Origin of the sequence: Oceanimonas baumannii (genome assembly GCF_002245495.1) — a bacterium.
Taxonomy (GTDB): Bacteria; Pseudomonadota; Gammaproteobacteria; order Enterobacterales; family Aeromonadaceae; genus Oceanimonas; species Oceanimonas baumannii.
In genome coordinates, this window is sequence record NZ_NQJF01000005.1 from 1 (window position 1) to 24,151 (window position 24,151).

Consider the following 24,151-nt stretch of genomic DNA (forward strand, 5'->3'; position numbering starts at 1 on the left):
CCATTCATAGTGATAAGCTGCTGTTCAAAAGACAGCATATGATCACAGTGAGATCTGATCGTCAAAGCGATCCTCGAAAATCGACATTTTTCTTCAGAAAACGCGCGTTCCGGTGTAAAAAGTGGCTACTAATGTTTTCATTTTTACCCCGCTGAAAGCCTTGCCACGCAAGGGTTTTTCATGATCTTGCCCTGAACTCCTTCCCGAAATAAATGATGCAATCGTTACTCATACAAAAATCTAATGAGTACATCTTTTTTTCTAGAATTGTACTCAGTGCGGACCACCCTCCTATAGAAGACCCTAAAATCGCAACGCTTAAAAATAACCATAACAATCTAGAGAATAGCTTTTGTGAATTATTCATTTTCAACATGATCGTACCATGGCCTTATTTTTTTCAAACGTTCTCTTAACTGATATGCAGTTTTAAAATAAGTCCGCTGCAAAACATTCAATCTATCATGAACCATATAGAATCTTTTTTTATACCAATATGATTCTCTTTTTTTATTATAATCATTTTCAAGCCTCCTAACAGAAAGCTTACACCTTCTCAAGTCTGTTCTAGATGGCAATGGCAATACTTTATTTAGACGCTCAACTAAATGTTTATGCTTTTCATGTTTCACACGTTTTAACTTACTAACTCTCCCCATACATCGGTTAAAATCTTTTCTGTAAGCAAAAGTGGTTCTATAACCAGGCTCCGATGCTAACATTTCGACATTTCTTACTGCGGCACGTAAGCGTCTAACTTCATCAGATGGGTATCTGGGCTCTTTAAAATTAACTCGCATGCCGTGAACCATTAATGGCTCAATAGTCGCGTGAAAAACTTTTGTCTTATTATTGTTAACCGGAAGGTCTTTCGAACGCAACATTTCCACTATAAGAGCAGATGCGTTATCAAACTGATAATTTGAAACCTTTGAAGAAACAGTAATATCATCAACTAGGCGTGTGTATACTAGATTTTTTCTTTTTAATCTTTCAACAACCTCAAGTTCTTTATCCCATAAACATAAACTAGCGATATAACTTGAAGTTAAAGCCCCTTGCACAACCACATTATTATAAGTACAAATCTGACTGAGAGTCTTGGATACTTCTTCATTATAGTGGAAGAAACCACTAAATATTCTCTCAACATGATAGATGTGAATATTATCGAAGAAATCTTTGATATCCAGCTTTAGTAAACTTTTAGCCCCACAATGCTGGGCCGCACAACTCACGTAATCCTTTGGTTCAACAACCTCACCTTTATAGTTCACTGTATTAGGGACCGAACCGAAAATATAACTGGGCCATCCAACCAGCTTTTGAAAGATACGCTTATTTATCCTCCGCTGAATTTTCCTTAACAAATAATGAGGTTTATGAATGACTCTATATGAACCATCACTTTTCTCTACTCTATCTCTAACATACATATCACTACCCAAAGACAAAGCTTGTGATAGCTCATCTTCAGTAATGTTAAGAGATTTACAAAGATTGGGGATGGAAGATATGACGTTAGTAGTTGTGATGTAAGGTTTGTCTTTTTGCATAGGAAAGTAGACTTTAACAATAAGAGCTTAGCCACTCATACTCTAGAGACCGAGAAGTAGTGTTGCATTCGTTGATTATATTTGTCAGCAGCCACCACTTCTCTGGCTAAGCTCATCGTCTATCGCTACTCTCGGTCCGGAGGGCCGGGAGGGGCGCATAGGGTGCAGCCTAGGAACATGCTGAACTTTCGTCCAGCGCTCTATCTAACAACATAGAGCAGGCGACAAATACGATTACATCAACTGCAGCAAGCTGAGCGATACGCTCATGCTGGTTAGACACTAACGGAACCCACACCAAAGCGCAATAAAAATCATAAAAAATAGTCAAGACTCTGAGAAAACACTTCTCTCAATCAAAAGAGAAATCGAGCAGCTGTCAGCCCAATACCGAGCACAGCCAACATGGAGGCGATAAGCCAGACTGTTTGATTACGCAGGCTGTTATGCAGCTCAACACGCAAGTTGGCTATGTCTTCTTTGGTTGCATAGCTGGCTTTGATGATGGCAACGTCTTCTCGAATCGCGGAAAGATCTTCCTTCGTAGCGTAGTTTGACTTGATCACGGCCACATCGGCCCGCAGGGCACCTACTTCTTTCTCCAGATGTGCGACTCTTTGCTCTAACATGTCGTGTCCTCCGCCATCACCACCTGAAGTGGTACCACCTGTTGATACTGAAGGAAAGGTTACCACATTCTTCATATCACTCGCCTTTTTCTGAACTTTCAGATGCTTTTGAATCTTTTTGCTTAAGCTTTTTTACCAGATCCTGGCAAGAGTAGAGGTGCACATGGGCGCAGTTGTCACAAACGGCCATGGCCACATCGAACCCCCGAGTATCGCTTTCTGTGTCGGTCAATGATGCCTTCATCTGAAAGAAGAACAACTGCTCGGCTGTGCCGATGATGTTGATGGTCTCGTGTCCGCACATGCTGCACCGCCATTCTGAAAAGCCGCTTTGCCGCAAGTGCTCCATCAAATCGTAAGGAGTAAATCCTTTCAGTTGTTCAAGTTCTTCACTCATGTGATCCATTTTTAATCCCCGCGCTACTGGCTACTTGACGTTAGGTGCCGCCATTGCTTTCTGTTGCTTTTTTATTTCTCTGTTCAATACCGCGTAACTTACCTTCAGGAAGGCTGCTATAAATAGCTTCAACATGCTTAGGGTGCGTGATCATTTGTTCTGCGATAAGGTTGATAAGACTGAATAGCTGAAGTGCTATATCCTGGTTATCATTAAGATCTATCTCACCTGGATGCACTGCTTCATTACCAATGACTCGAACCACATCTAATGCTTGTTGTATCATCGGATTCAAACCTTTAGAGACCAGGCTAGCGATATCTTTGTCTATGTTTTTACCTGTTCCGCCAAGCTCTGCGCATAGATACTGAATGCTTAATCGCAGTAACGCTGCAGCCCCCTTAGGAGATGCGTCGACGATCTCTCTGGCTTCCTCAAATAGATTAATTATATATGGGGGTAAATCTTGATTTGGCTGTATATCCACTTTAGATGGAGGGTGCACAATCTGGTTTTGAACCCAGACTGAAATTCCGTGACAGTTGAAACATTCAGCTACACTGAGGTTTTGCATATGCAAATTTAGATGTTCGACATCGCATCCCAATGCCGAAACCAGCTTTCTGTTTGCGTTAGAAACAACAGGAACTCTTCGTCCATTTATATATTTTTTTGCGTAAAGAGATGACCATTGCTGAGTTGTATACGCACCACAGTGGGGGCAATTAAAAGCCGTTTTACTAGTCGAAGGTATACCTTTTGAATCTTGGTTCATTATTTATCCTAGGTTTCACCTAACATTTTAATAGTGAGCACGCCTAAATCTTCTTACCCGTCCATCTGGCGATGATGCGTATGTCGTCGGGTTTGTTGCTTTGGGTCAGGTGGATCTTGTCGTAAGCCGGGTTGTCGTTTTTGATGTAGAGGCCGCCCATCACCATCAGGTCGGACTGCAGGCGCTTGATCAGTAGGCGGAGCACGTACACGCTGTCGGGCAGGTTCTCTACTGCGTCTTCGGGCAGCATTTCCACCAGCGGGGTGTCGCCGTTATCGAGGGTCGGAGTCATGGAGTCGCCCTGCACCTTGATTACCGCCAGGCGCTTACCCTGCAAGCCATGCTCTTCCAGCCAGGTGGTGGAAAACGGCACCCAGGCTTCCAGATGATCCCATTTGTAAAAGCAGCCCATAAAAACGGGCTGCGGGTACTTGCTCAGTAGTTAACACAATTACATGTCAGCCGTTATCTACCAGCCATTCTTTAAATGCTTCCATTACATGGCTGCTCAAAAGATTTGAGAAGGCTTCTTTATCACCCAGGTAAAGACAATGCCTGATCATTGTGTATGGGTTCAGCGTTTCACCTGTGTTTTTATTCTCAAAGAACTCTTTATACTTTTTGACTGTGGCTATGTTTTCCCTCAAGTAGAAGTTGAACTTGCCACGGGTAATACCTTTCTTCAGTGAAACAATTTCTTCAGTAAACCCATCAACCTTGTGTGGTTCAAAGTCAAACCCTGGGAAAAAGTGATTGGCGATTTTAAGGAAACTGAACGCATTCAGGATATAGGCTTTCGTTTTAGAGGTTGCTTCTCCTACCTGAACCAGATCAGTTTCTTTGGCAATTTGCTCTTGTGTTAAATCTTCAGCCTGTAGTATGGCTTCTGTCGCGTTACGAATTTCACGAAACTCACGGTCTGCGACTTCAAACAATGCCGCCAGTGAGTTAATTCTTCTTTTCAGAGAGTTGGGAATAGACTTTTTATACTTAATCTTATGATCAAGCACACTCCATGAGTCCTGAATTATTGTTCTGATTTGAATTTCGAATCCAAAATCAACAAACTTGGAATACTCAGGAAGCGTTCTTCTCTGCTCGTTCAACTTCAGGTCAAGGTGCAGGCCTTTATACCCAAAGTAATTTTCAGTGCTTTCAATCTGGGCTATCTTGTCTGTAATATCAACCACTTCAAAGTGTGCACATAGCAGTTCTTTTATCTTCTCAATATCATCTTCGTACAAGCAGACCACTCGAACCCCGATCAAATCAGATATGTGGTCAATAATTTGATATTCATGACCTTCTGCTTCTAGTGTCGCTCTGTATTTACGGCTGAATTTCTTTACACATTCATTTCTTTCTTTAACGCGACCTTCTATTTTAGATATGGTTATGTCGCTGGAATTTCTGATTAGTGAGTTAACCAAGGTAACAAATGAATTCATTGCCCCATCTAACAAATCATAGTTTTCGTTGTAGTAATCACGAAATTCTTGCTTTGCATTTTCAAAGTTTAAAGATGGCATTTATTTACCCCGTACTGCTAACACACTAACACTACATATGTATTGCTTGTTTGAATTAAAAAAAACAGATATTCCTCTTGTTGCTTCGTTACCGATACGAAGCGATAAAACATGTAAAAAGCACGCTACCGCCCGGGTGTTACAGGTCACCAGGCCTTTCTTCACCATATCAGTGGTGCCATCAGTCAGCCCGTCACTCACTGATGCCACTGTGCTGTCCGTAACCCATCAATACAGCGCGTGTTTAAATCTTCTTCCCCGTCCATCTGGCAATAATGCGTATCTCGTCGGGTTTGTTGCTTTGCCTCAGGTAGACCTACCGGTAGGCCGGGTTATCACTTTTGATGTAGAGGCCGCCCACCTGGGCAGACTGCAGCCGTTTGCCAGACAGACCTGGTTTTCCAGCCAGGCGGTAGAGAATGGCACCCGGGCTCCCTGATGATCCCATTCGTTGTGGGCAGCATTACCCGCCGAGACGACAACATCATGGCTGTCGGCCCAGAGTACTTGTGTTTTTGTGAACCGGTATCACTTCTGTCCACAGAACAGCTGCCTTGACCAGCAGCAGCCACTTCACACAAACGAATGAACCGAAAATTCAGTTCAAACAAAATCAACAAAGCGCAATAACAAGCAATAGGTGTCAATTATGACTCAAATAGCTATCCATTTCGACACACCCGTGGTCAGTGTGGGCCGCTTTTGTGAGCGCTCAGGCATGACCAAAACCACGGTTCATAACGTGATTGCCGCCGGCAGGGTAAACAGAAAACCACCCAGCAACGGCAAATGGAGCAAGACTTTCCCCAGCCGGCAACCACATCCCATCCCCCCAGGCGACCCACAGTGGCCGTTTTCTTGTATCCCAGCCCCGTATAAGCCCCCGACCACGAGCACACACGTAAACCGTCCACGCACGCGCTCGCCCGACGGAAACCGCGCTCCTCCGCGCCCGCCTTAGCGCTTTGCGTCATAAAAATTATGAAATTCTGCGGGTGTGCAAAACCAACCGCCCCCCCACCGTTAATGGGAATTCACGGGGATCTGAGGCTCTGCAAACAGTGAAAGACATCGCACGAAAATGAAGGAATTACAGTGCTGGCAGATCAGCAGCAGGATCAGTGAAGCCACGCCGTGCCCGATGTTCGTGCCGTTTACGTGGGCACTAGCCTGACACAGGGAAACCACCAGCCCAGCGCAAAGCCGCGCCAAACCTGAAAAATATGAAAATAGGAATTTCAATCAGCTTCACAGCGCCGCCCACAACAAGGCAAAAAAAATCGCTGTCGCCACTTTGTCGCCATTCAGGGCAAAAGTTAAAAACTGGAAGTGGGGTAAATCTAGCGCAAGTGCTTGATTTATAATGGTGCCCGGAGCCGGACTTGAACCGGCACGCTGTTACCAGCGAGGGATTTTAAATCCCTTGTGTCTACCGATTTCACCATCCGGGCGTAGACATTTCTGGAAGGATAAATGGAGGCGCGTTCCGGAATCGAACCGGACTAAACGGATTTGCAATCCGCTGCATAACCACTTTGCTAACGCGCCATACAAGTCTTTGATATGGGCTGCATTTTAATGGTCCATGCAGCCCAGTCAACTTCTTTTAAGGGTTTTGCAGCCGTTCGCATATTTTTTATGCGCAAATGGTCATGTACAGCGAATTTACTCGCTGCGGGTCAGATCACCCCAGGCCGCTCTGAGGTAATCATAGGCAGAGAACAAGGTCAGGCCGGTGGCCACATACAGCAGCACATAGCTTATCCACACCATGTAAATGCTCTGCTGCCAGATAAGGCCGATCAGTGCCAGCATCTGAATGGTGGTTTTCCATTTTCCAATCCAGCTTACCGCTACCCGCGAACGCTGGCCGATTTCGGCCATCCACTCCCGCAACGCCGAAATCATGATCTCCCGGCCAATCATAAACATGGCTGGAATGGTTACCAGCGCACTGCTGTAATCATCCACAATCAGCACCAGAGCGGCCGCCACCATGACCTTGTCGGCCACCGGATCAAGAAAAGCTCCGAAAGGTGTGCTTTGCTCCAGCCGGCGAGCCAGAAATCCATCCAGCCAGTCAGTGGCAGCAGCAAAAGCAAATACCGCTGCCGCCCAGAAATACCCCCATTCCACGGGCAGATAGAACAGCACGATGAATACGGGGATCAGCAGAATACGAAAGAACGTCAGAGAATTAGGGACATTTATCATTGTTATTCAAACCAAAAGACGATGCAGCTACATGGTGCATGATGAGACTCAGTGATGCAACGCATCGTGTATCTTTTCTGCCAGGGCACGGCTGATGCCGGGCACCTTGGCCAGCTCTTCCACGCTGGCCCGCTTCACCTCCTGCAGCCCCCCCAGGTATTTCAGCAGTGCCTGCCGCCGCCTGGCTCCAATGCCGGGAATGGCTTCCAGGCTGCTGGTAACCCTTGCCTTGCCCCGCTGGGCCCGGTGTCCGGTAATGGCAAAACGGTGGGATTCATCGCGGATATGCTGAATAAGATGCAGAGCCGGCAAATCGGCAGGCAGGTGCCGTTCTTCATGGCTGTGCCCCATGATCAATGTTTCCAGCCCGGGTTTGCGGCTTACTCCCTTGGCCACACCCACCAGGAACGGCTGTTTCGGGCTGTCGGCAAGCGCCTCACTGAGCACCGCCTCGGCCTTGCTCAGCTGGCCCAGGCCGCCGTCAATAAACAGCACATCGGGAAGGGTATCGGGATCCGCCCCGTCAAAGCGTTTATACAGGGCCTGCTCCATCGCCGCGTAGTCATCACCTGGCGTAATACCACTGATGTTAAAACGGCGATAATCGCTCTTGCGGGGGCCGTCCTGATCAAACACCACACAGGAGGCTACGGTTTTCTCCCCCATGGTATGGGAGATATCAAAGCACTCCATGCGGGTAATGTCCGGTAACGACAGCACTTCCTGCAGTTGTGCCAGCCGCTGGCGCTGAGTGCTGCGGTGGGCCAGCCGGCTGGCCAGAGCGGTTTCGGCATTGGTGCAGGCCAGTTTGACAAACCGGGCCCGCTCGCTGCGCACAGCACTTCGCAGCCGTACTCTGCGGCCATAGTGCTGGCTCAAGGTCTCACCCAACACGGCTTCATCCGGCAGGGTACGATCCAGCAGCACTTCCGACGGTGCTTCCCGGCCATTAATACCGGAAAGATAAAACTGCAGCACAAAGCTTTGCAGAATTTCTTCGGCATCGGTGTCGGGAGCCATGCGCGGAAAGTAACTACGCCCGCCCAGCACCTTACCCTGACGGATAAACAGCACCTGCACGCAAGCCTGGCTGCGCTCCACCGCCAGGCCAATCACATCGAGGTCGTCGAGCACATTGCCACTGACAAACTGCTGCTCCTGTACCCGCCGCAAGGCCTGCAACTGATCCCGGAACCGGGCCGCGTCTTCAAAACGCAACTCTCCGCTGGCCTGCTCCATGCTGTCGGCCAGATCGGTCAGTACCTGTTGATTCTTGCCTTGCAGAAACAACCTGGCCAGCTGCACCTGATGCGCATATTCCTCATCACTGACCAGTCCTGGCACGCAAGGGCCGGCACAGCGTTTGAGCTGATACAGCAGACAGGGACGACTGCGGTTGGCATAGACACTGTCTTCGCACTGACGCACCGGAAACAGCTTTTGCATCAGGTGCAGGCTTTCCCGCACGGCAGCCCCGTTGGGATAAGGACCAAAATATTCCCCCCGTTTTTTACGCACCCCGCGATGAAGACTGATACGCGGATGCGAATGTTCGGAGATCAGGATATAAGGGTAAGACTTGTCATCCCGCAGCAGCACATTGTATTTAGGCAAGTGCTGTTTAATCAGGTTGTGCTCAAGGATCAGCGCTTCGGTTTCAGTGTGGGTGACTGTCACCTGTACATCATGGATCTGGCGCACCAGGGCCCGGGTTTTTTCGCCGCTGACATGTGTACGAAAATAGGAAGACAACCGTTTCTTCAGGTTTTTGGCCTTGCCCACATAAATGACTTCCTGCCCGGCGTCATACATCATGTAAACACCGGGCTGTTCGGTCACCACCTTAAGAAAGGCTTTGGCATCGAAGTGCTCGCTCATGGGCCTAAATTTTCTCGGCGTCGAGCATACCGTAGCGAATGGCCAGATGGGTCAGCTCCACATCACCGTTGATGTTGAGCTTGCTGAACAGCCGGTAACGATAGCTGTTCACGGTTTTCGGGCTGAGGTTAAGCTGCTCGGAAATATCGGTTACCCGCTGTCCCCGCGTGATCATCAACATAATCTGCAGCTCCCGCTCCGACAGCTCCTTGAACGGGTTTTCCTCATTGGAAAACTGGCTCAGGGCCATGCGCTGGGCTATTTCCGGTGACAGATAACGCTGACCGCTGTTCACCAGCCGGATGGCGTTAATCATTTCTTCCGGCCCGGCTCCCTTGGTCAGATACCCGGCAGCACCGGCCTGCATCACCTTGGTAGGGAACGGATTTTCTGTGTGAATGGTAAGGACGATGATTTTCACATCCGGGTTAAAACGCAAAATCTTGCGGGTAGCCTCAAGGCCACCGATACCCGGCATGTTCATGTCCATCAAGATCACGTCAGGATGATGCTCACGACACCACTGGACGGCTTCTTCACCGCTTTTGGCCTCGCCAGTCACCTTCATTCCCTTGACGTCTTCTAAAATGCGTCGGATCCCTGTGCGCACTAACTCATGGTCATCAACCAGGAATACGTTTATCAAAGTTGTTCTCCGACTACTATGCCCTGCTTAGCATATATCACTTACCCATGCTTCGCATCATAACGAAAAACGCAGGCGTTCGCCTGCTGTAAATAATCTTAGTATCAAATCGGTAAAGACTTGGCAACTCGAAGACTGCATGAACCCATAAATTGTGAAGGCTGCCAAAAAGTAAAACAGACGCCGCAGCGTCTGTTTTACTTAACGTGTTTTTAGCGAATCAGAAAAAACTGTCTTCTTCGCTGTCGACCTGCCGGTACTCAATGTCGGCAGTCGCCTTCAGCGCACTGATCAGGCTCTGGAAATCCCGCTGGCCCTGTACCCTGCCCTGCCCCTGGCGCACCAGTGCTGCCTGCTCAGACGGCTCTGCCGGGGTGTTCACCGCATTCAGTTTCAACACGGCAATATCCCCGCCCATCAAGGTGACGGTCTGCAGGCTGGGCTGCTCTGACGGTACCGGCATGGCGAACAAAGCATTCAGTAATGCCGGATCCTGTGCACTTTCCCGGGTAACATCGGCAAGTTCCGTCTTATCCAGCTCACGCTCGCTCAGCCAGGCTTCGGCATTGCCGTCACGCCAGGCCTGTTCGAGTGCGTCAGCTGCCTGCTGTGCCTGTTCGGCCGCCTTGTCTTTGCGTGCCAGCTCAAGGGCCTGGGTTTTGACTTCGTCGAAATCACGCACCGCCGCCGGACGATAGTCCAGCACACGAATAACTGCAGCCTGATTATCACCCAGTTCAATAATGTCCGAGTTCATAGCCTGCTCACGCAGCTCGGGCGAAAATGCCTTGCTGATCACCCGGGTGTCGCTCAGTTCCTGGGGAAATTCACCCGCAGAGACGAAATCGGTAGACTGTACGGTCAGTTCCAGATCATCGGCAGCCATGTCGAGTGAATCGGGAAATTCGAATGCCAGCTCTGCCAGTCGCTGCTCACGCTGATAAAAGTCGTCACCAGCCTGGTCTGCAGCCAGACGCTCGGCAATGCTGTCACGCACGTCGCTCAACGGCTTCACCTGGGCCTCGCGTACTTCCAGCAGCTTGATCAGATGCAGACCAAAGTCGCTTTCAACTACCTCGGATACATCACCAACATTGGCAAGAGCAAAAGCCGCCTTATCAAAAGCCGGATCCAGCGTGCCCGCCTCCATCCAGTCCAGCTCGCCACCCTTCTCACCGGTAAAGGCATCGTCAGATTCGCTGGCTGCCAGCTCGGCAAACTCTTCACCGGCGTTCAGCCGCTCCAGAATAGCCTGAATCTTCTGCTCGGCATCGCCGTCCTTGTTCACCATAATGTGAGCCACACGACGCTGTTCAGGCTGCGTGTAGCTGGCCTGATTGGCGGCGTAAAAGTCCTCAATGGCCAGCTCGTCAATGTCCTGTGCAGAAACAGTATTCGCATCCAGCAGCACATAATTCAGCTTCACCTGCTCAGGACGCTGGAACTGTTCGGGATGAGCTTCATACCAGGCTTTGGCCTCGTCATCCGTCACTTCAGCTCCGGACTCAAACTCAGCCAGCGGCAGACGAACCAGGGTTGCACTGCGCTGTTGATGAGTCAGACGGTCCAGCAGGCCGGCTTCGTTTTGCAGGGAAAAGGCAGAGCCGACAATGGCATTCAGCAGCATCTGACGGTTCAGATCCTGACGAATACTGTCACGCAGTTGCTCCGGAGTCAGATTGTTACGCCCCAGCAGCTGCAGGTACCGGTCATTATCGAACTTGCCGTCAGTCTGAAACTCCGGCAGTGCACGAATCGCCTGGCGGACCTGCTCGTCACTGGCACGCAGTCCCAGCTCGGCAATTTTCTGGTCGATCAGGCTCTGCTCGATCATCTGCTCCAGCACAGAGCGGCGAATTTGCGCCACGTAGGTGGGATCCGCCAGCAGCTGGCTGAACTGCTCGCCCAGCTGACTTTGCAGGCGGTCACGCTCATTACGATAGGCATTTTCCAGCGCCTGGGCCGAGATTTCCTCGTCATTGACCACCGCAGCCACTTGTTTGGCCGGCTGGGTGACGTAGCTGCCAACACCGGCCAGCGCAAAGGACAAGATAATCGCACCCAGAATAATCTTGGAGGTAGTGCCCTGGGCACCTTCTCTCAGTTTGTCAAAAAACATATGTTGCTATTGCTCCCGATGGCGGTATGCCGCCTGTACCGAAAAAAAAGCGCACCACCGGATGCGCCTTGTTCGGAGTCAGTGTCACCGGCAATCGTACCGGCGTGCTGATATCAGTTTACGGCGTCTTTCAGAGCCTTGCCTGCCTTAAATGCCGGGGTTTTGGCAGCGGCAATCTGAATGGTAGCACCAGTTTGCGGGTTACGGCCGGTGCGGGCTGCACGCTCACGCACTTCAAAGGTACCAAAACCAACCAGAGAGACAGAATCACCGTCTTTCAGGGTTTCGGTGATCGCTTCCACGAATGCATCCAGTGCACGACCGGCAGATGCCTTGGTGATGTCGGCGCCGTCAGCGATTCTGTCAATCAGTTGAGATTTATTCACGGTCATTCCCCTTCATTTTATATTTGGCGTTGGTCGGATGACACAACCCTGTTATTTGAATCTGGTGACAAGGCGTTATCCCGGCCCTGCCACCATAGCTTTCCAAGGCTACTGCGACTCTCGGCTACTGACAAGCCTCAAACCACAGACGGAAGCGAAAAACCTCAGGCAGACGCTACCGAAAAGCCTTCCGGCGGTTGTTCCAGCGCCAATTCCAGCACTTCATCCACCCAGCGCACCGGATGAATCTCCAGATCACCTTTCACGTTTTCCGGAATTTCTTCCAGATCCCGCTCATTTTCTGCAGGGATAACGACCCGCTTAATGCCACCACGATGCGCCGCCAGCAGTTTTTCTTTAAGACCACCAATGGGCAGCACCTCACCGCGCAGCGTGATTTCACCGGTCATGGCGACATCAGCGCGCACCGGGTTGCCGGTCAGGCTGGACACCAGGGCGGTGCACATGGCAATACCGGCACTAGGGCCATCCTTGGGCGTTGCTCCTTCAGGCACATGCACATGAATATCCCGCTTTTCATAAAAGTCGGCATTAATACGCCATTTTTCGGCGCGGGAGCGCACGACCGTCATCGCGGCCTGGATGGACTCCTGCATCACATCGCCCAGAGAGCCAGTGTAACTGAGCTTACCCTTGCCCGGTACGTTGGCCACTTCAATGGTCAGCAGATCACCGCCCACTTCGGTCCAGGCAAGTCCGGTAACCTGACCAATCTGGTTGCTTTCTTCTGCCTTGCCATAATCAAAGCGGACCACACCCAGATATTTCTTCAGGTTATCACCGTTAATAACGACCTGTTGAATGTCTTTGTTAAGCAGAATTTCCTTCACCGCCTTACGGCACAGCTTGGAAATTTCCCGCTCAAGACTACGTACTCCGGCTTCCCGGGTGTAGTAACGGATAATGCCGATAATGGCGGAGTCTTCCACCACCAGCTCCGTGTCTTTCAGGCCGTTGCGGCTGATTTGTTTGGCCAGCAGATGACGCTTGGCAATATTCAGTTTTTCATCTTCGGTGTAACCGGACAACCGGATCACTTCCATCCGATCCAGCAGCGGACCCGGAATATGCATGGAGTTGGAGGTGGCCACAAACATCACATCGGAGAGATCGTAATCTACTTCCATATAGTGATCGTTAAAGCTGTGGTTCTGCTCCGGATCCAGTACTTCCAGCAGTGCCGAGGAAGGATCACCGCGCATGTCCGACGACATTTTGTCGATTTCATCCAGCAGGAATAACGGGTTACGTACTCCCACCTTGGCCATTTTCTGGATAAGCTTGCCAGGCATGGAGCCGATATAGGTTCGGCGGTGACCACGGATTTCCGCTTCGTCACGCACGCCGCCCAGCGCCATGCGTACATATTTACGACCGGTCGACTTGGCAATGGATTGGCCAAGTGAGGTTTTACCCACGCCGGGCGGTCCCACCAGGCACAGAATCGGCCCTTTAATCTTGTTGGTCCGGCTCTGCACCGCCAGATACTCGATAATGCGTTCCTTGACCTTTTCCAGGCCATAGTGATCGGCATTCAGCACTTCTTCGGCCTTGGCCAGATCCTTTTTCACCTTGGACTTTTTCTTCCAGGGTACCGAGATCATCCAGTCGATGTAGCCCCGTACCACGGTGGCTTCCGCCGACATCGGCGACATCATTTTCAGCTTGGCCAGTTCCGCTTCGGTCTTTTGCTTGGCCTCGTCGGTCATGCCCGCTTCATCAATCTTTTGCTGCAGGGCTTCAAACTCGTCAGGCACATCGTCCAGCTCGCCCAGCTCTTTCTGAATGGCTTTCATCTGCTCATTCAGATAGTACTCACGCTGGCTCTTTTCCATCTGCTTTTTCACGCGGGCACGAATACGGCGCTCCACCTGCAGCAGATCCATTTCCGATTCCATCATCGCCATCAGGAACTCAAGACGCTCACCGACACCGGCGATCTCCAGTACCTTTTGCTTGTCTTCCAGCTTCAGCGGCATATGGGCGGCCATGGTGTCCGCCAGACGAGCGGCGTCTTCAATGGCAGACAGCGAGGTTAAGACCTCGGGCGGGATTTTCTTGTTGAGCTTGATATAGCCTTCAAACTGGGTGATGGCAGAACGCACCAGGACTTCCTGTTCACGCTCATTCAGGGCTTCGGTAGCCAGATATTGCGCCCCGGCCACAAAGTAGCCGTCCTCTTCACGCAAATCTTCCAGCTGAGCACGCTGGGCACCTTCCACCAGTACCTTAACGGTACCATCGGGCAGTTTCAGCATTTGCAGCACATTGGCCACAGTGCCGACCTGATAGACATCATCCGCACCCGGATCGTCGGTAGACGCATCTTTCTGGGCAATCAGCAGTACTTTCTTATCCTGCTCCATGGCCGCTTCCAGACAGCGAATGGATTTTTCCCGTCCCACGAACAGCGGGATCACCATATGGGGATAAACAACCACGTCACGGAGAGGCAGGACGGGAGTTTCGATGCGTTCGGAACGCTCTAGGGTCATAATGTCCTCTCGGCTTGAATGCAAAGTATTAGCGCTTGGGTGAGTATATGGGGGCGGGATCTCAAGATTCAATCACTACGGCGGCAAAAACGAAAAAAGGGGCAAAAAGCCCCTTTTTCAGCTCAAAAAAGCCGCATTCAGTCGCCGGATGCTACCTGAGTTTCCCCTTTCTCATAAATAAGAATGGGGTCAGACTCACCCTTGATCACGGTTTCATCGATCACCACCTTGCTGACTTCCTCCATCGAAGGCAGGTCGTACATGGTATCGAGCAGCACGGCTTCCACGATGGAACGCAGGCCCCGGGCGCCGGTCTTGCGCTCCATCGCCTTGCGGGCAATGGCACGCAGAGCGTCATCACGGAATTCCAGCTCAACTTCTTCCAGCGAGAACAGCGCCGCATACTGCTTGGTGAGGGCGTTCTTGGGCTCCGACAAAATTTGTACCAGGGCATCTTCATCGAGCTCGGTCAGAGTAGCCACCACCGGCAGACGACCGATAAATTCCGGAATAAGACCATATTTGACCAGATCTTCCGGCTCTACCCGGGTGAAAATGTCGCTCAGCGATGCTTTTTGATCCCGGGCTTTCACATCGGCACCAAAGCCGATGCCAGTGCCGTGATCCATACGCTGTTCAATCACTTTATCGAGCCCGGCAAAGGCCCCGCCACAGACAAACAGGATTTTAGAGGTATCTACCTGCAGAAACTCCTGCTGCGGATGCTTGCGCCCGCCCTGGGGCGGTACCGAGGCCACCGTACCCTCAATGAGTTTGAGCAGTGCCTGCTGCACACCTTCACCTGACACGTCCCGGGTAATGGACGGGTTGTCGGACTTGCGGGAGATTTTGTCGATTTCATCGATGTAAACAATGCCACGCTGAGCCTTATCAACATCGTAATCGCACTTCTGCAGCAACTTCTGAATGATGTTCTCAACATCTTCCCCGACATAACCGGCTTCGGTCAGAGTGGTCGCATCGGCCATGGTAAAGGGCACATCCAGCAGCCGGGCCAGGGTTTCAGCCAGCAGGGTCTTGCCCGAGCCGGTAGGACCAATCAGCAGAATATTGGACTTGCCAAGTTCAACACCATCGGCACTGGTGGCATTGCGCAACCGTTTATAGTGGTTGTATACCGCCACCGCCAGTACTTTTTTAGCGTGGTCCTGACCGATGACATAATCGTCCAGATGAGCGCGGATTTCGTGAGGCGTAGGCAGGGCATCACCTTCACGCTTGGGTGAAATATCCTTGATCTCTTCCCGAATGATGTCTTCACACAACTCGACACATTCGTCACAAATATAGACGGAAGGGCCGGCGATCAGCTTGCGCACTTCATGTTGGCTTTTACCGCAAAAGGAACAGTACAGCAATTTGCCGCCGTCCCCTTCGCCCTTGCGTTTGTCTGTCATTCAGTCACCTCGTGTGGATGCAGCGCAGGGTGTACCCTTACCGGGTGTCTACTGCACAGTGTACAGCACCCCGCTCTGCTTTGCTCAGTCACGCTTGAGAAACACCTCGTCAACCAGGCCATATTCTTTGGCCTGCTCTGCCGACATAAAGTTGTCACGGTCAGTATCACGCTCGATCACCGACAAGTCCTGACCCGTATGTTCGGCCAGCAACCGGTTGAGCTTTTCCTTGATATACAGAATTTCCTTGGCGTGGATCTGAATGTCCGACGCCTGGCCCTGAAAGCCGCCCAGAGGCTGATGGATCATCACCCGGCTGTTGGGCAGGGCAAAACGCTTGCCCGGTGCACCACCGGCCAGCAGAAATGCCCCCATGGAGCAGGCCTGCCCCATGCATACCGTGCTCACATTTGGCTTGATAAACTGCATGGTGTCGTAGATAGACATGCCCGCAGTCACCGAACCACCCGGCGAGTTGATATAAAGGTGGATATCCTTTTCCGGATTTTCCGACTCCAGAAACAGCAGCTGCGCACAAATCAGGTTGGCCATGTGATCTTCCACCTGGCCGGTAAGGAAAATCACCCGCTCTTTCAGCAGTCGCGAGTAAATATCGTAGGAACGTTCGCCCTTGGCTGTCTGCTCCACCACCATGGGGATCAGGGCGGCCAGAGGGCCGTCCATCATCGGATTCTGGTTGTTCGACATAAATTCTTGTCCCTAAAACAAAATGGCCCGAGTGCACTTACACTTGGGCCATTATACGCAAGAGCTTGATGCTTAAGTCAAATGATCTTAAGCGCCCATGCCCGGCTTGTTCATCACTTCATCAAAGGAAACCTGCTTGTCGGTTACCTTGGCCTGGGACAGAACAAACTCGATGGCCTGATCTTCCACCGCCAGACTGCGTACGTTTTCCAGCAGCTGAGGGTTGTCGTTGTAGTAGGCCACAACTTCAGACGGATCTTCGTAGGCAGAGGCCATGGAAGTGATGATTTCCTGTACCTTGGCGTCGTCAGCCTTGATCTCGTTGGTCTTGATCAGCTCGCCCAGCACCAGGCCCACGCGTACGCGACGCTCGGCTTGATCCTTGAACAACTCGGCAGGCAGCTCAGGTGCGTTCTTGGCATCCAGACCACCAAAGCGCTGCAGCGCCTGCTTGCGCAGGGTGTCCACTTCACCGTTGATCAGAGACTGGGGTACGTCAATGGCGTTCTGCTCCAGCAGACCGTCGATCACCTGCTCTTTCACAGACGCTTTCAGGGCCTGGGCCAGCTCGCGCTCCATGTTTTTGCGTACTTCGGCTTTCAGACCGTCAACGGTGCCATCGGCAATGCCGAAACGCTTAACGAATTCTTCGGTCAGCTCGGGCAGCTGCTGAGCTTCAACCTTGGTCAGGGTGATGGCAAAGCTGGCGGGCTTGCCCTTCAGGTTTTCGGCGTGATATTCCTCAGGGAAGCTCACTTCAATGGTGAACTCTTCACCAGCTTTCTTACCCAGCAGACCGTCTTCAAAGCCCGGGATCATACGGCCGGAGCCCAGAACCAGAACGAAGTCATCGGCCTTGCCGCCTTCAAACTCTTCGCCGTCTACCGAGCCCACGAAGTTCATGGTGACACGATCGCCATCTTCGGCTGCACGGTCGGCTTCAGTCCAGTCGGCGTGCTGCTTACGCAGGGTGTCGATCATCTTGTCCAGATCAGCGTCAGTCACTTCGGCCTGCGGTTTTTCAACGGCAACTGCATCCAGACCTTTTACTTCTACTTCCGGATACACTTCAAAGGTAGCAGTGAAGGTAAAATCTTCGCCGCTCTTGATAGGAGCCGGCTCCATCGCAGGCATACCGGCCGGGTTGAGCTTTTCGCTCATCACGGCTTCAAAGAAATTACGCTGCATCAGCTCGCCGGCTACGTCGGCTTCTACAGAGGGGCCGAACATTTTCTTGATAACGGCCAGCGGGGCTTTGCCGGGACGGAAACCGTCGATACGGCGGGTCTTAGCCAGCTGACGCAGACGGCTGTTCACTTCGCCGGAAACCTGCTCGGCGGGAACAGTAATGGTCAGGCGGCGCTCCAGGCCCTGGGTCGTCTCTACAGAAACTTGCATTCTTTTACCTCAATGTTCTTCAGCACAGCGGTGCTGACCCTGTGATGTTTGAAACAGCCCGGGCTGCTCCTTGAATCCTGATGAAGACTCGGTCTTCGCTAAAAACAGACGCGGCATTATAACGGTGCTGTTTGCCAGCGTCGAGTGACGATAGTGCGCCATGGCTACTGAATATGGGACTGTAACGCTACTTTTCAAGGCTTTTGCGCAATTTTTAGCACGGCATGCCGCTGCAGCGGACCATTCTGTCTGCAATACCGTGCTCCACCGGCCGCTAACCTGCCATAAAAATCAGGCTCACTTACCAGCTCCGGCATGAAAACATTACCCCCAACGCACCATGGTCACCCGTGCATAAAAAAGGCATGCCTGAGCATGCCTTTGTCATTCAGGTAACCTGTTATCAGAATGAAACGCGACGGTACTGGCGGTATTCAGGACTCCAGTAATTGGCCTCAATGGCCTGCTCCAGCGCATCATCAGAAGTCTGCAGTGCCTGTCCCTGCAACTGGGCGGTCTTGGCCACCATTTTGGCAATATGACGGCTTACCTGTTGAATTTCAGACAGCGGCGGCAACAGCGCACCCTCACCGTTTTGTGCCAGCGGCGAACAGGTTGCCAGTGCACGGCTGGAAGCCATCAGCATGGCATCCGTCACCCGCTTGGCACCACAGGCAAGCACACCCAGACCAATACCCGGGAAGATGTAAGAGTTGTTGCACTGGGCAATCTCATACAAAGTGCCCTTGTACTCCACCGGAGCAAAGGGACTGCCGGTGGCAACCAGGGCCTTGCCATCGGTCCAGTTGATAATTTCTTCCGGTGTTGCCTCTACCCGCGAGGTGGGGTTGGACAGCGGGAAGACAATAGGCCGCTCGCAGTGGGCATGCATGGTCTGAATCACTTCTTTGGTAAACAGACCCGGCTGTCCGGACACCCCGATCAGAATATCGGGCTTGGCGTTTTGCATGACTTCCAGCAACGAAATATTGTCACCGGCCACGTTCCAGTCCTGCAGATTTTCCGGCGACTGCGCCAGCGGACGCTGGAAATCCACCAGGTTGGGCATGTTGTCGGTGATCAGACCAAAGCGGTCGACCATGAACACCCGCTCCCGGGCCTTGGCGTCACTCAGGCCTTCAGCCTTCATCTGGGCCACGATCTGCTCGGCAATGCCGCAACCGGCAGAGCCGGAGCCCAGGAACGCCACCTTTTTCTCGGACAGCTTGCTGCCACTGGCCTGACAGGCGGCAATCAACGAGCCCAGGGTCACGGCAGCGGTGCCCTGAATGTCGTCGTTAAAGCAGCACAACTCGTCCTTATAACGGTTCAGCACCGGCATGGCGTTTTTCTGCGCAAAGTCTTCAAACTGCAGCAGCACATTGGGCCAGCGGCGCTTAACGGCCTGAATAAAGGCGTCAACAAATTCTTCGTATTCTTCACCGGTTACCCGCGGATTGCGCCAGCCCATATACATGGGATCTTTCAGCAACTGCGGATTGTTGGTGCCCGGATCCAGCACCACCGGCAGAGTGTAAGCCGGTGAAATACCACCACAGGCCACATACAAAGACAGCTTGCCGATGGGAATACCCATACCACCGATACCCTGGTCACCCAGCCCCAGAATACGCTCACCGTCGGTCACCACGATGACCTTGACATTGCGCTTGGTGGCATTTTGCAGAATATCGTCAATATGATCTTTATCGGCGTAAGAGATAAACAGACCCCGGGCGCGACGATATATATTGGAAAACTCTTCGCACGCCTGCCCCACGGTGGGGGTATAGATGATGGGCATCATCTCGGTAAGGTGGTTTTCTACCAGACGATAAAACAGGGTTTCGTTGGTATCCTGAATATTGCGCAAGTAGATGTGTTTATCGAGGTTGTTCTGAAACCCGCAGTATTGCTTATAGGCCCGCTCAACTTGCTCTTCAATGGTTTCAATATTATTCGGAAGGAGACCGTCCAGGTTGAATGCCAGCCGTTCTTCCTTGGTAAACGCACTGCCCTTGTTCAGCAAGGGGGTTTCAAGCAGCGCGGGGCCGGCATAGGGAATGTAAAGGGCACGTTTGTCCTGATAGTCTTGGGGCATAGACGTCTCGCTTAGTTATTTTTCCGCAGGAAAGTCATGATTTGAAGTTACAGTACGGGGGCTTGGCAAGCAGTATAAGCCAAGCCTCGTATACAAACCACCACTCAGAAGGCTTATTAATCAGGCCGCCGCTTGTACACAGTTACGGCCATTGCGTTTGGCATCATACAGCGCCTCATCGGCCTGATTGAGCAATTGCTGCAAGTCACTGTCGTGCTGCCCCTGCACCACGCCGGCACTGAGCGTAACGGTAATTTCCCCATCACCCAGCGGGTTCTCCACCGGCTGCGACTCTACCGCCAACCGCAATGTTTCTGCCTTGCGCATGCCCTGCTCCAGGGTTGTCCCGGGCAGCAAGACCATAAATTCTTCGCCACCATAACGAGCCATAATGGCATCGGGACCAAAAATATCACCAAGGGTGTTGGCCACCCGCACCAGCACTTCGTCTCCCATCAGGTGTCCGTGCACATCATTGATGCGCTTGAACCTGTCCAGATCAAACAAAATCAGGGTGAAAGGCTGACCTGGGTTTTCCTGCTGCACCTGCCGGAGCTGCCCCATAAACAAACGCCGGTTCATCAGCCGGGTAAGCGGATCGCGGGTGGATTCCCGGTACAAATCCAGCAGCATACGCAGCTGCCCCGCCTGCACCCAGATCATCGCCAGGCTAAAACAAATCAGCAGCCATAACCGATCAAGCAAAGCGCCATTGCTCAGACTGCGGGAGTCCAGCCAGTAATCAGTGGCCAGCACACAGCCAATCACCATCACCGCTACCCGCAGCCCGGATTTAACCGGCAGCGGCAACACGCTCAGCAGAGTCAGTAAAAAATAGGGAAACGCGATATAACCAATGGGAATGGGGGTGCCATCACGGAAACTCCACAGGCTCACCAGGTTGAAAATCAGCAACACCCCCAGCAGAAAGTACAGAGAGGCAAACATCCAGCGCCGGTTCAGTTTGCACAGATAACTGAGCGGTAATAAAGGCGTCAGCATGGCACCGGTGATCAGCCGTATTTTCCAGAGAAGCTGAAAATGCGCCGGATCCAGTACCCACCAGTCTACTGCTATCCAGCCGGCAATACCGATGATCAACAGCGTAATCAGCCAGCGAAAACGGATGGCGACAAAGCCAATGCGGGTCAGTTTAAAGTCGCCGGAGTGATAGCTGTCACTCCAGTATTCCTTGAGTTCCAAGCCTTTCCCCTCTTTATTGTTAAGGCAAAGCGAATGAAAAGCCGTGCAACCCGTCGTCATCACAAAACGGGTCGCGGCAGTAACGGGAATCAGAAAGAGGCTAACACTACCCAAAGCCGTTCCTGTGCGCCAGCGTATTTTTGCCATTGCCCGGTCCGGTTGCAGCCTTGGGTGTTAAGTGACAAAATTCCGCCCACCCTTCTTTAAAGACAACATCATGACCGTTATTCTCTACGGCATCAAAAACTGCGATACCGTTAAAAAAGCCCGCAAATGGCTGGAGCAGGCCGGTATAGACTACCGCTTTACAGACCATCGTGCCGACGGGATCGATGCTAAGCAGCTGGATCACTGGCTGAATGTGCTTGGCCATGAGGCACTGGTCAACAAACGGGGAACCACCTGGCGCGCTCTGAGCGATGAGCAGAAAGCCAGCCTGGACGCCGATACCGCCGCTACTCTGTTGCTGGCCAACCCGGCCATGATTAAACGGCCACTGCTGAATATCGATGGCGAGCTGCATCTGGGCTTCAAGCCCGAGCAATATGCACGCCTGTTCAATCAATAATCACGTTAAGGACAAACATGACTGACTCTGCCGTGCTGGCCCTCACCAAGGCACTGATTAACCGCCCCTCGGTGACCCCCGAAGATGAAGGCTGTCAGGAGCTGATGGGCGAACGGCTGGCTGCGCTGGGCTTTGGCCTGGAAACCATGGTGTTTGAAGACACCACGAACCTGTGGGCCCGCCGCGGCACCGACGGCCCGCTGTTCTGCTTTGCCGGCCATACCGATGTAGTGCCTCCCGGTCCGCTGGACCAGTGGCATACGCCGCCTTTTGAAGCCACCGAAATCGAAGGCTACCTGCACGGCCGGGGAGCCGCTGATATGAAAGGCTCGCTGGCAGCCATGGTGGTCGCCACTGAGCGTTTTGTAACCCGCTTCCCGGATCACAAGGGCTCCATTGCCTTTTTGATCACCAGTGATGAAGAAGGTCCTTTTATCAACGGCACGACCCGGGTGGTAGACACCCTGGAAGCGCGCAATGAAAAAATCACCTGGTGCCTGGTGGGTGAGCCTTCCTCCACCCATGAAGTCGGTGACGTGGTCAAAAACGGCCGGCGGGGCTCCCTGACCGGCGATCTCACCGTTAAGGGCATACAGGGCCATGTGGCCTATCCTCACCTGGCGGATAACCCGGTGCATAAGGCGTCTCCGGCGCTGGCCGAACTGGCCGCCATTGAGTGGGACAAAGGCAACGAGTATTTTCCGCCCACCAGTTTCCAGATTGCCAACATTCACGCCGGCACCGGTGCCTCCAACGTGATCCCCGGTGAGCTCAAGGTACAGTTCAATTTCCGCTTCAGCACCGAACTGGATGAAGCCAAAATCAAGGCCCGGGTACACAGCATTCTGGATGCCCACGGTCTGGACTATCACATCGACTGGCTGCTGAACGGCAAGCCCTTCCTGACCGACACCGGCGATCTGCTGACCGCTACCGTGGGTGCTGTACAGGCAGTGCGCCATCAGGAACCGGCGTTGCTGACTACCGGCGGCACCTCCGATGGGCGTTTTATTGCTCAGACCGGTGCACAGGTCATTGAACTGGGTCCGGTCAATGCCACCATTCACAAGCTCAATGAATGCGTAAAAATTGCCGATCTGGAGCAGCTTGCCGATATGTATGAGGGCATTCTGGAGCGTCTGCTGGCATGAACACCGACTGCCTGCTTGGCCTGAATGACAGCCATCTGGTTCCGCTGGCCGAACCGGGTCACCGGTTGCAGCGCGACGCCAGAGAGGCCTTTGTGGCCATGCAGGCGGCAGCGGCCGATGCCGGCTTTTCGCTGGTACCGGCCTCAAGCTTTCGCGGCTTCGAGCGCCAGCTCGGGATCTGGAACGGCAAGTTCGAGGGCAGCCGGCCGTTGCTGGATGCAGACAGCCGGCCACTGAACGCGCTCGCCTTAAGCGAACCCGAACGTATTCACGCCATTCTGCGCTGGAGCGCCCTGCCCGGCACCAGCCGTCACCACTGGGGGACGGATCTCGATATTTACGATCCCACCCTGCTGCCCGCCGGCAGCAAGCTGCAGCTGGAGCCCTGGGAATATCAGCAAGGGGGTTACTTTTATCCGCTGAGCGAGTGGCTGCAAGCGAACATGAGCCGCTTTGGCTTTTATCTGCCCTATGCCAGGGCCGGAGGTGTGGGCGTCGAACCCTGGCATCTGAGTTACCGGCCGCTGTCCGCACACTATCAGCGCCAGCTGACCCCGGCCCTGCTGGCTCCGGCCCTGAACATGCAGCCTGTCAGCGGCAAATCACATATCCTTACTATGCTGGACGAGATTTTCGACCGCTACATTTATCAATGAGGAATTTATTATGAGTGCCTGGCTCTGGATTGCGCTGCCTCTGCTGTTTTTGGTGGGCCTGTTTGTCGGTGCCCTCAAAGACACCAAGCAGATAGAAAAAAGCGTGCGTAAAAACCGCGATAAAATGCACCTGCGTCGCTGGGAGGACGGCAAAGATGACTGGGGCGTTCCGCCCGGAAAATATCATTCCGAGGAAAATAAGGACGACCATCAATCCGACGACAAGCACAAAAGTTAATCATCGTCATCTCCGCGACAGCTCGTCACCCTCGCGAAAGCGGGAGTGACGGCAGGCACGGAAGT

22 protein-coding genes and 2 tRNA genes are annotated in these 24,151 nt (G+C 52.3%); 5 read left to right on the forward strand and 19 right to left on the reverse strand.

Annotated features, from left to right (window positions below):
• Nucleotides 1–359: 359 nt before the first annotated feature.
• The 6 genes from B6S09_RS06665 to B6S09_RS06690 form a co-directional block, all read right to left on the reverse strand.
• Nucleotides 360–1,556, reverse strand: a complete 1,197-nt coding sequence (locus B6S09_RS06665; protein ID WP_094277737.1) for a reverse transcriptase family protein — start codon at nucleotides 1,554–1,556, stop codon at nucleotides 360–362.
• A 356-nt stretch (nucleotides 1,557–1,912) separates the two neighbouring features.
• Nucleotides 1,913–2,260, reverse strand: a complete 348-nt coding sequence (locus B6S09_RS06670; RefSeq protein WP_208321702.1) for a hypothetical protein — start codon at nucleotides 2,258–2,260, stop codon at nucleotides 1,913–1,915.
• A 1-nt stretch (nucleotide 2,261) separates the two neighbouring features.
• The gene (locus B6S09_RS06675) at nucleotides 2,262–2,582 is read right to left on the reverse strand and encodes a hypothetical protein (protein WP_134113966.1); all 321 of its coding nucleotides are present in this window, start codon (nucleotides 2,580–2,582) and stop codon (nucleotides 2,262–2,264) included.
• Nucleotides 2,583–2,622: 40 nt separating this feature from the next.
• A complete protein-coding gene (locus B6S09_RS06680) occupies nucleotides 2,623–3,357 on the reverse strand; it encodes a DUF4145 domain-containing protein (RefSeq protein ID WP_094277739.1) in 735 nt (244 codons plus the stop codon).
• Nucleotides 3,358–3,400: 43 nt separating this feature from the next.
• Nucleotides 3,401–3,769 carry a S24 family peptidase gene (locus B6S09_RS06685; protein WP_094277740.1) on the reverse strand — a complete coding sequence of 123 codons (369 nt, stop codon included), beginning with the start codon at nucleotides 3,767–3,769 and terminating at the stop codon, nucleotides 3,401–3,403.
• A 46-nt stretch (nucleotides 3,770–3,815) separates the two neighbouring features.
• Nucleotides 3,816–4,886 carry a GTP pyrophosphokinase gene (locus tag B6S09_RS06690; protein ID WP_094277741.1) on the reverse strand — a complete coding sequence of 357 codons (1,071 nt, stop codon included), beginning with the start codon at nucleotides 4,884–4,886 and terminating at the stop codon, nucleotides 3,816–3,818.
• A 301-nt stretch (nucleotides 4,887–5,187) separates the two neighbouring features.
• On the opposite strand from B6S09_RS06690, the gene B6S09_RS18435 reads away from it, so the two are divergent.
• Entirely contained in the window at nucleotides 5,188–5,325 is a 138-nt protein-coding gene (locus B6S09_RS18435; protein ID WP_166670283.1) for a hypothetical protein, read from the forward strand.
• A gap of 925 nt (nucleotides 5,326–6,250) precedes the next feature.
• Here B6S09_RS18435 and B6S09_RS06705 read toward each other — a convergent pair.
• The 13 genes from B6S09_RS06705 to B6S09_RS06765 all read right to left on the reverse strand — a co-directional run bounded on the left by B6S09_RS06705 (nucleotide 6,251) and on the right by B6S09_RS06765 (nucleotide 21,473).
• Nucleotides 6,251–6,337, reverse strand: a tRNA-Leu gene (locus tag B6S09_RS06705).
• Nucleotides 6,338–6,360: 23 nt separating this feature from the next.
• Nucleotides 6,361–6,434: transfer RNA gene (locus B6S09_RS06710), tRNA-Cys, on the reverse strand.
• 117 nt (nucleotides 6,435–6,551) lie between these two features.
• Nucleotides 6,552–7,100, reverse strand: coding sequence for a CDP-diacylglycerol--glycerol-3-phosphate 3-phosphatidyltransferase (pgsA, locus tag B6S09_RS06715; RefSeq protein WP_094277743.1), 549 nt, complete (start codon nucleotides 7,098–7,100; stop codon nucleotides 6,552–6,554).
• A 48-nt stretch (nucleotides 7,101–7,148) separates the two neighbouring features.
• Nucleotides 7,149–8,978 (reverse strand): excinuclease ABC subunit UvrC, encoded by a 1,830-nt coding sequence (gene uvrC / locus B6S09_RS06720; RefSeq protein WP_094277744.1) that lies wholly within the window; start codon nucleotides 8,976–8,978, stop codon nucleotides 7,149–7,151.
• A 4-nt stretch (nucleotides 8,979–8,982) separates the two neighbouring features.
• Nucleotides 8,983–9,624: a UvrY/SirA/GacA family response regulator transcription factor gene (gene uvrY, locus B6S09_RS06725; RefSeq protein WP_094277745.1), complete on the reverse strand. Its 642-nt coding sequence runs from the start codon at nucleotides 9,622–9,624 to the stop codon at nucleotides 8,983–8,985.
• Between the two features lie 220 nt (nucleotides 9,625–9,844).
• Nucleotides 9,845–11,743 (reverse strand): SurA N-terminal domain-containing protein, encoded by a 1,899-nt coding sequence (locus B6S09_RS06730; RefSeq protein ID WP_094277746.1) that lies wholly within the window; start codon nucleotides 11,741–11,743, stop codon nucleotides 9,845–9,847.
• Nucleotides 11,744–11,856: 113 nt separating this feature from the next.
• Entirely contained in the window at nucleotides 11,857–12,129 is a 273-nt protein-coding gene (hbs, locus tag B6S09_RS06735) for a non-specific DNA-binding protein Hbs (protein ID WP_094277939.1), read from the reverse strand.
• Nucleotides 12,130–12,293: 164 nt separating this feature from the next.
• Entirely contained in the window at nucleotides 12,294–14,645 is a 2,352-nt protein-coding gene (gene lon, locus B6S09_RS06740) for an endopeptidase La (RefSeq protein WP_094277747.1), read from the reverse strand.
• A 137-nt stretch (nucleotides 14,646–14,782) separates the two neighbouring features.
• On the reverse strand, nucleotides 14,783–16,063 hold the full coding sequence (gene clpX, locus B6S09_RS06745; RefSeq protein ID WP_094277748.1) for an ATP-dependent protease ATP-binding subunit ClpX: 1,281 nt from the start codon (nucleotides 16,061–16,063) through the stop codon (nucleotides 14,783–14,785).
• Between the two features lie 84 nt (nucleotides 16,064–16,147).
• Entirely contained in the window at nucleotides 16,148–16,771 is a 624-nt protein-coding gene (gene clpP, locus B6S09_RS06750; RefSeq protein WP_094277749.1) for an ATP-dependent Clp endopeptidase proteolytic subunit ClpP, read from the reverse strand.
• 87 nt (nucleotides 16,772–16,858) lie between these two features.
• Nucleotides 16,859–18,169: a trigger factor gene (tig, locus tag B6S09_RS06755; RefSeq protein WP_094277750.1), complete on the reverse strand. Its 1,311-nt coding sequence runs from the start codon at nucleotides 18,167–18,169 to the stop codon at nucleotides 16,859–16,861.
• A gap of 403 nt (nucleotides 18,170–18,572) precedes the next feature.
• Entirely contained in the window at nucleotides 18,573–20,270 is a 1,698-nt protein-coding gene (locus B6S09_RS06760; RefSeq protein WP_094277751.1) for an NAD-dependent malic enzyme, read from the reverse strand.
• Between the two features lie 120 nt (nucleotides 20,271–20,390).
• Nucleotides 20,391–21,473, reverse strand: coding sequence for a GGDEF domain-containing protein (locus B6S09_RS06765; protein WP_094277752.1), 1,083 nt, complete (start codon nucleotides 21,471–21,473; stop codon nucleotides 20,391–20,393).
• Nucleotides 21,474–21,690: 217 nt separating this feature from the next.
• Here B6S09_RS06765 and B6S09_RS06770 point away from each other — a divergent pair, with 217 nt between their 5' ends.
• From B6S09_RS06770 to B6S09_RS06785, 4 genes are read left to right on the forward strand one after another with little or no spacing between them, the layout of a single operon-like run.
• The gene (locus tag B6S09_RS06770) at nucleotides 21,691–22,041 is read left to right on the forward strand and encodes an ArsC family reductase (protein WP_094277753.1); all 351 of its coding nucleotides are present in this window, start codon (nucleotides 21,691–21,693) and stop codon (nucleotides 22,039–22,041) included.
• 17 nt (nucleotides 22,042–22,058) lie between these two features.
• Nucleotides 22,059–23,192 carry a succinyl-diaminopimelate desuccinylase gene (gene dapE, locus B6S09_RS06775; RefSeq protein WP_094277754.1) on the forward strand — a complete coding sequence of 378 codons (1,134 nt, stop codon included), beginning with the start codon at nucleotides 22,059–22,061 and terminating at the stop codon, nucleotides 23,190–23,192.
• A complete protein-coding gene (locus B6S09_RS06780; RefSeq protein WP_094277755.1) occupies nucleotides 23,189–23,848 on the forward strand; it encodes a M15 family metallopeptidase in 660 nt (219 codons plus the stop codon). The genes dapE and B6S09_RS06780 overlap by 4 nt, the downstream gene beginning before the upstream one ends.
• Nucleotides 23,849–23,858: 10 nt before the next feature.
• Entirely contained in the window at nucleotides 23,859–24,086 is a 228-nt protein-coding gene (locus B6S09_RS06785) for a hypothetical protein (RefSeq protein WP_094277756.1), read from the forward strand.
• Nucleotides 24,087–24,151 lie beyond the last annotated feature (65 nt).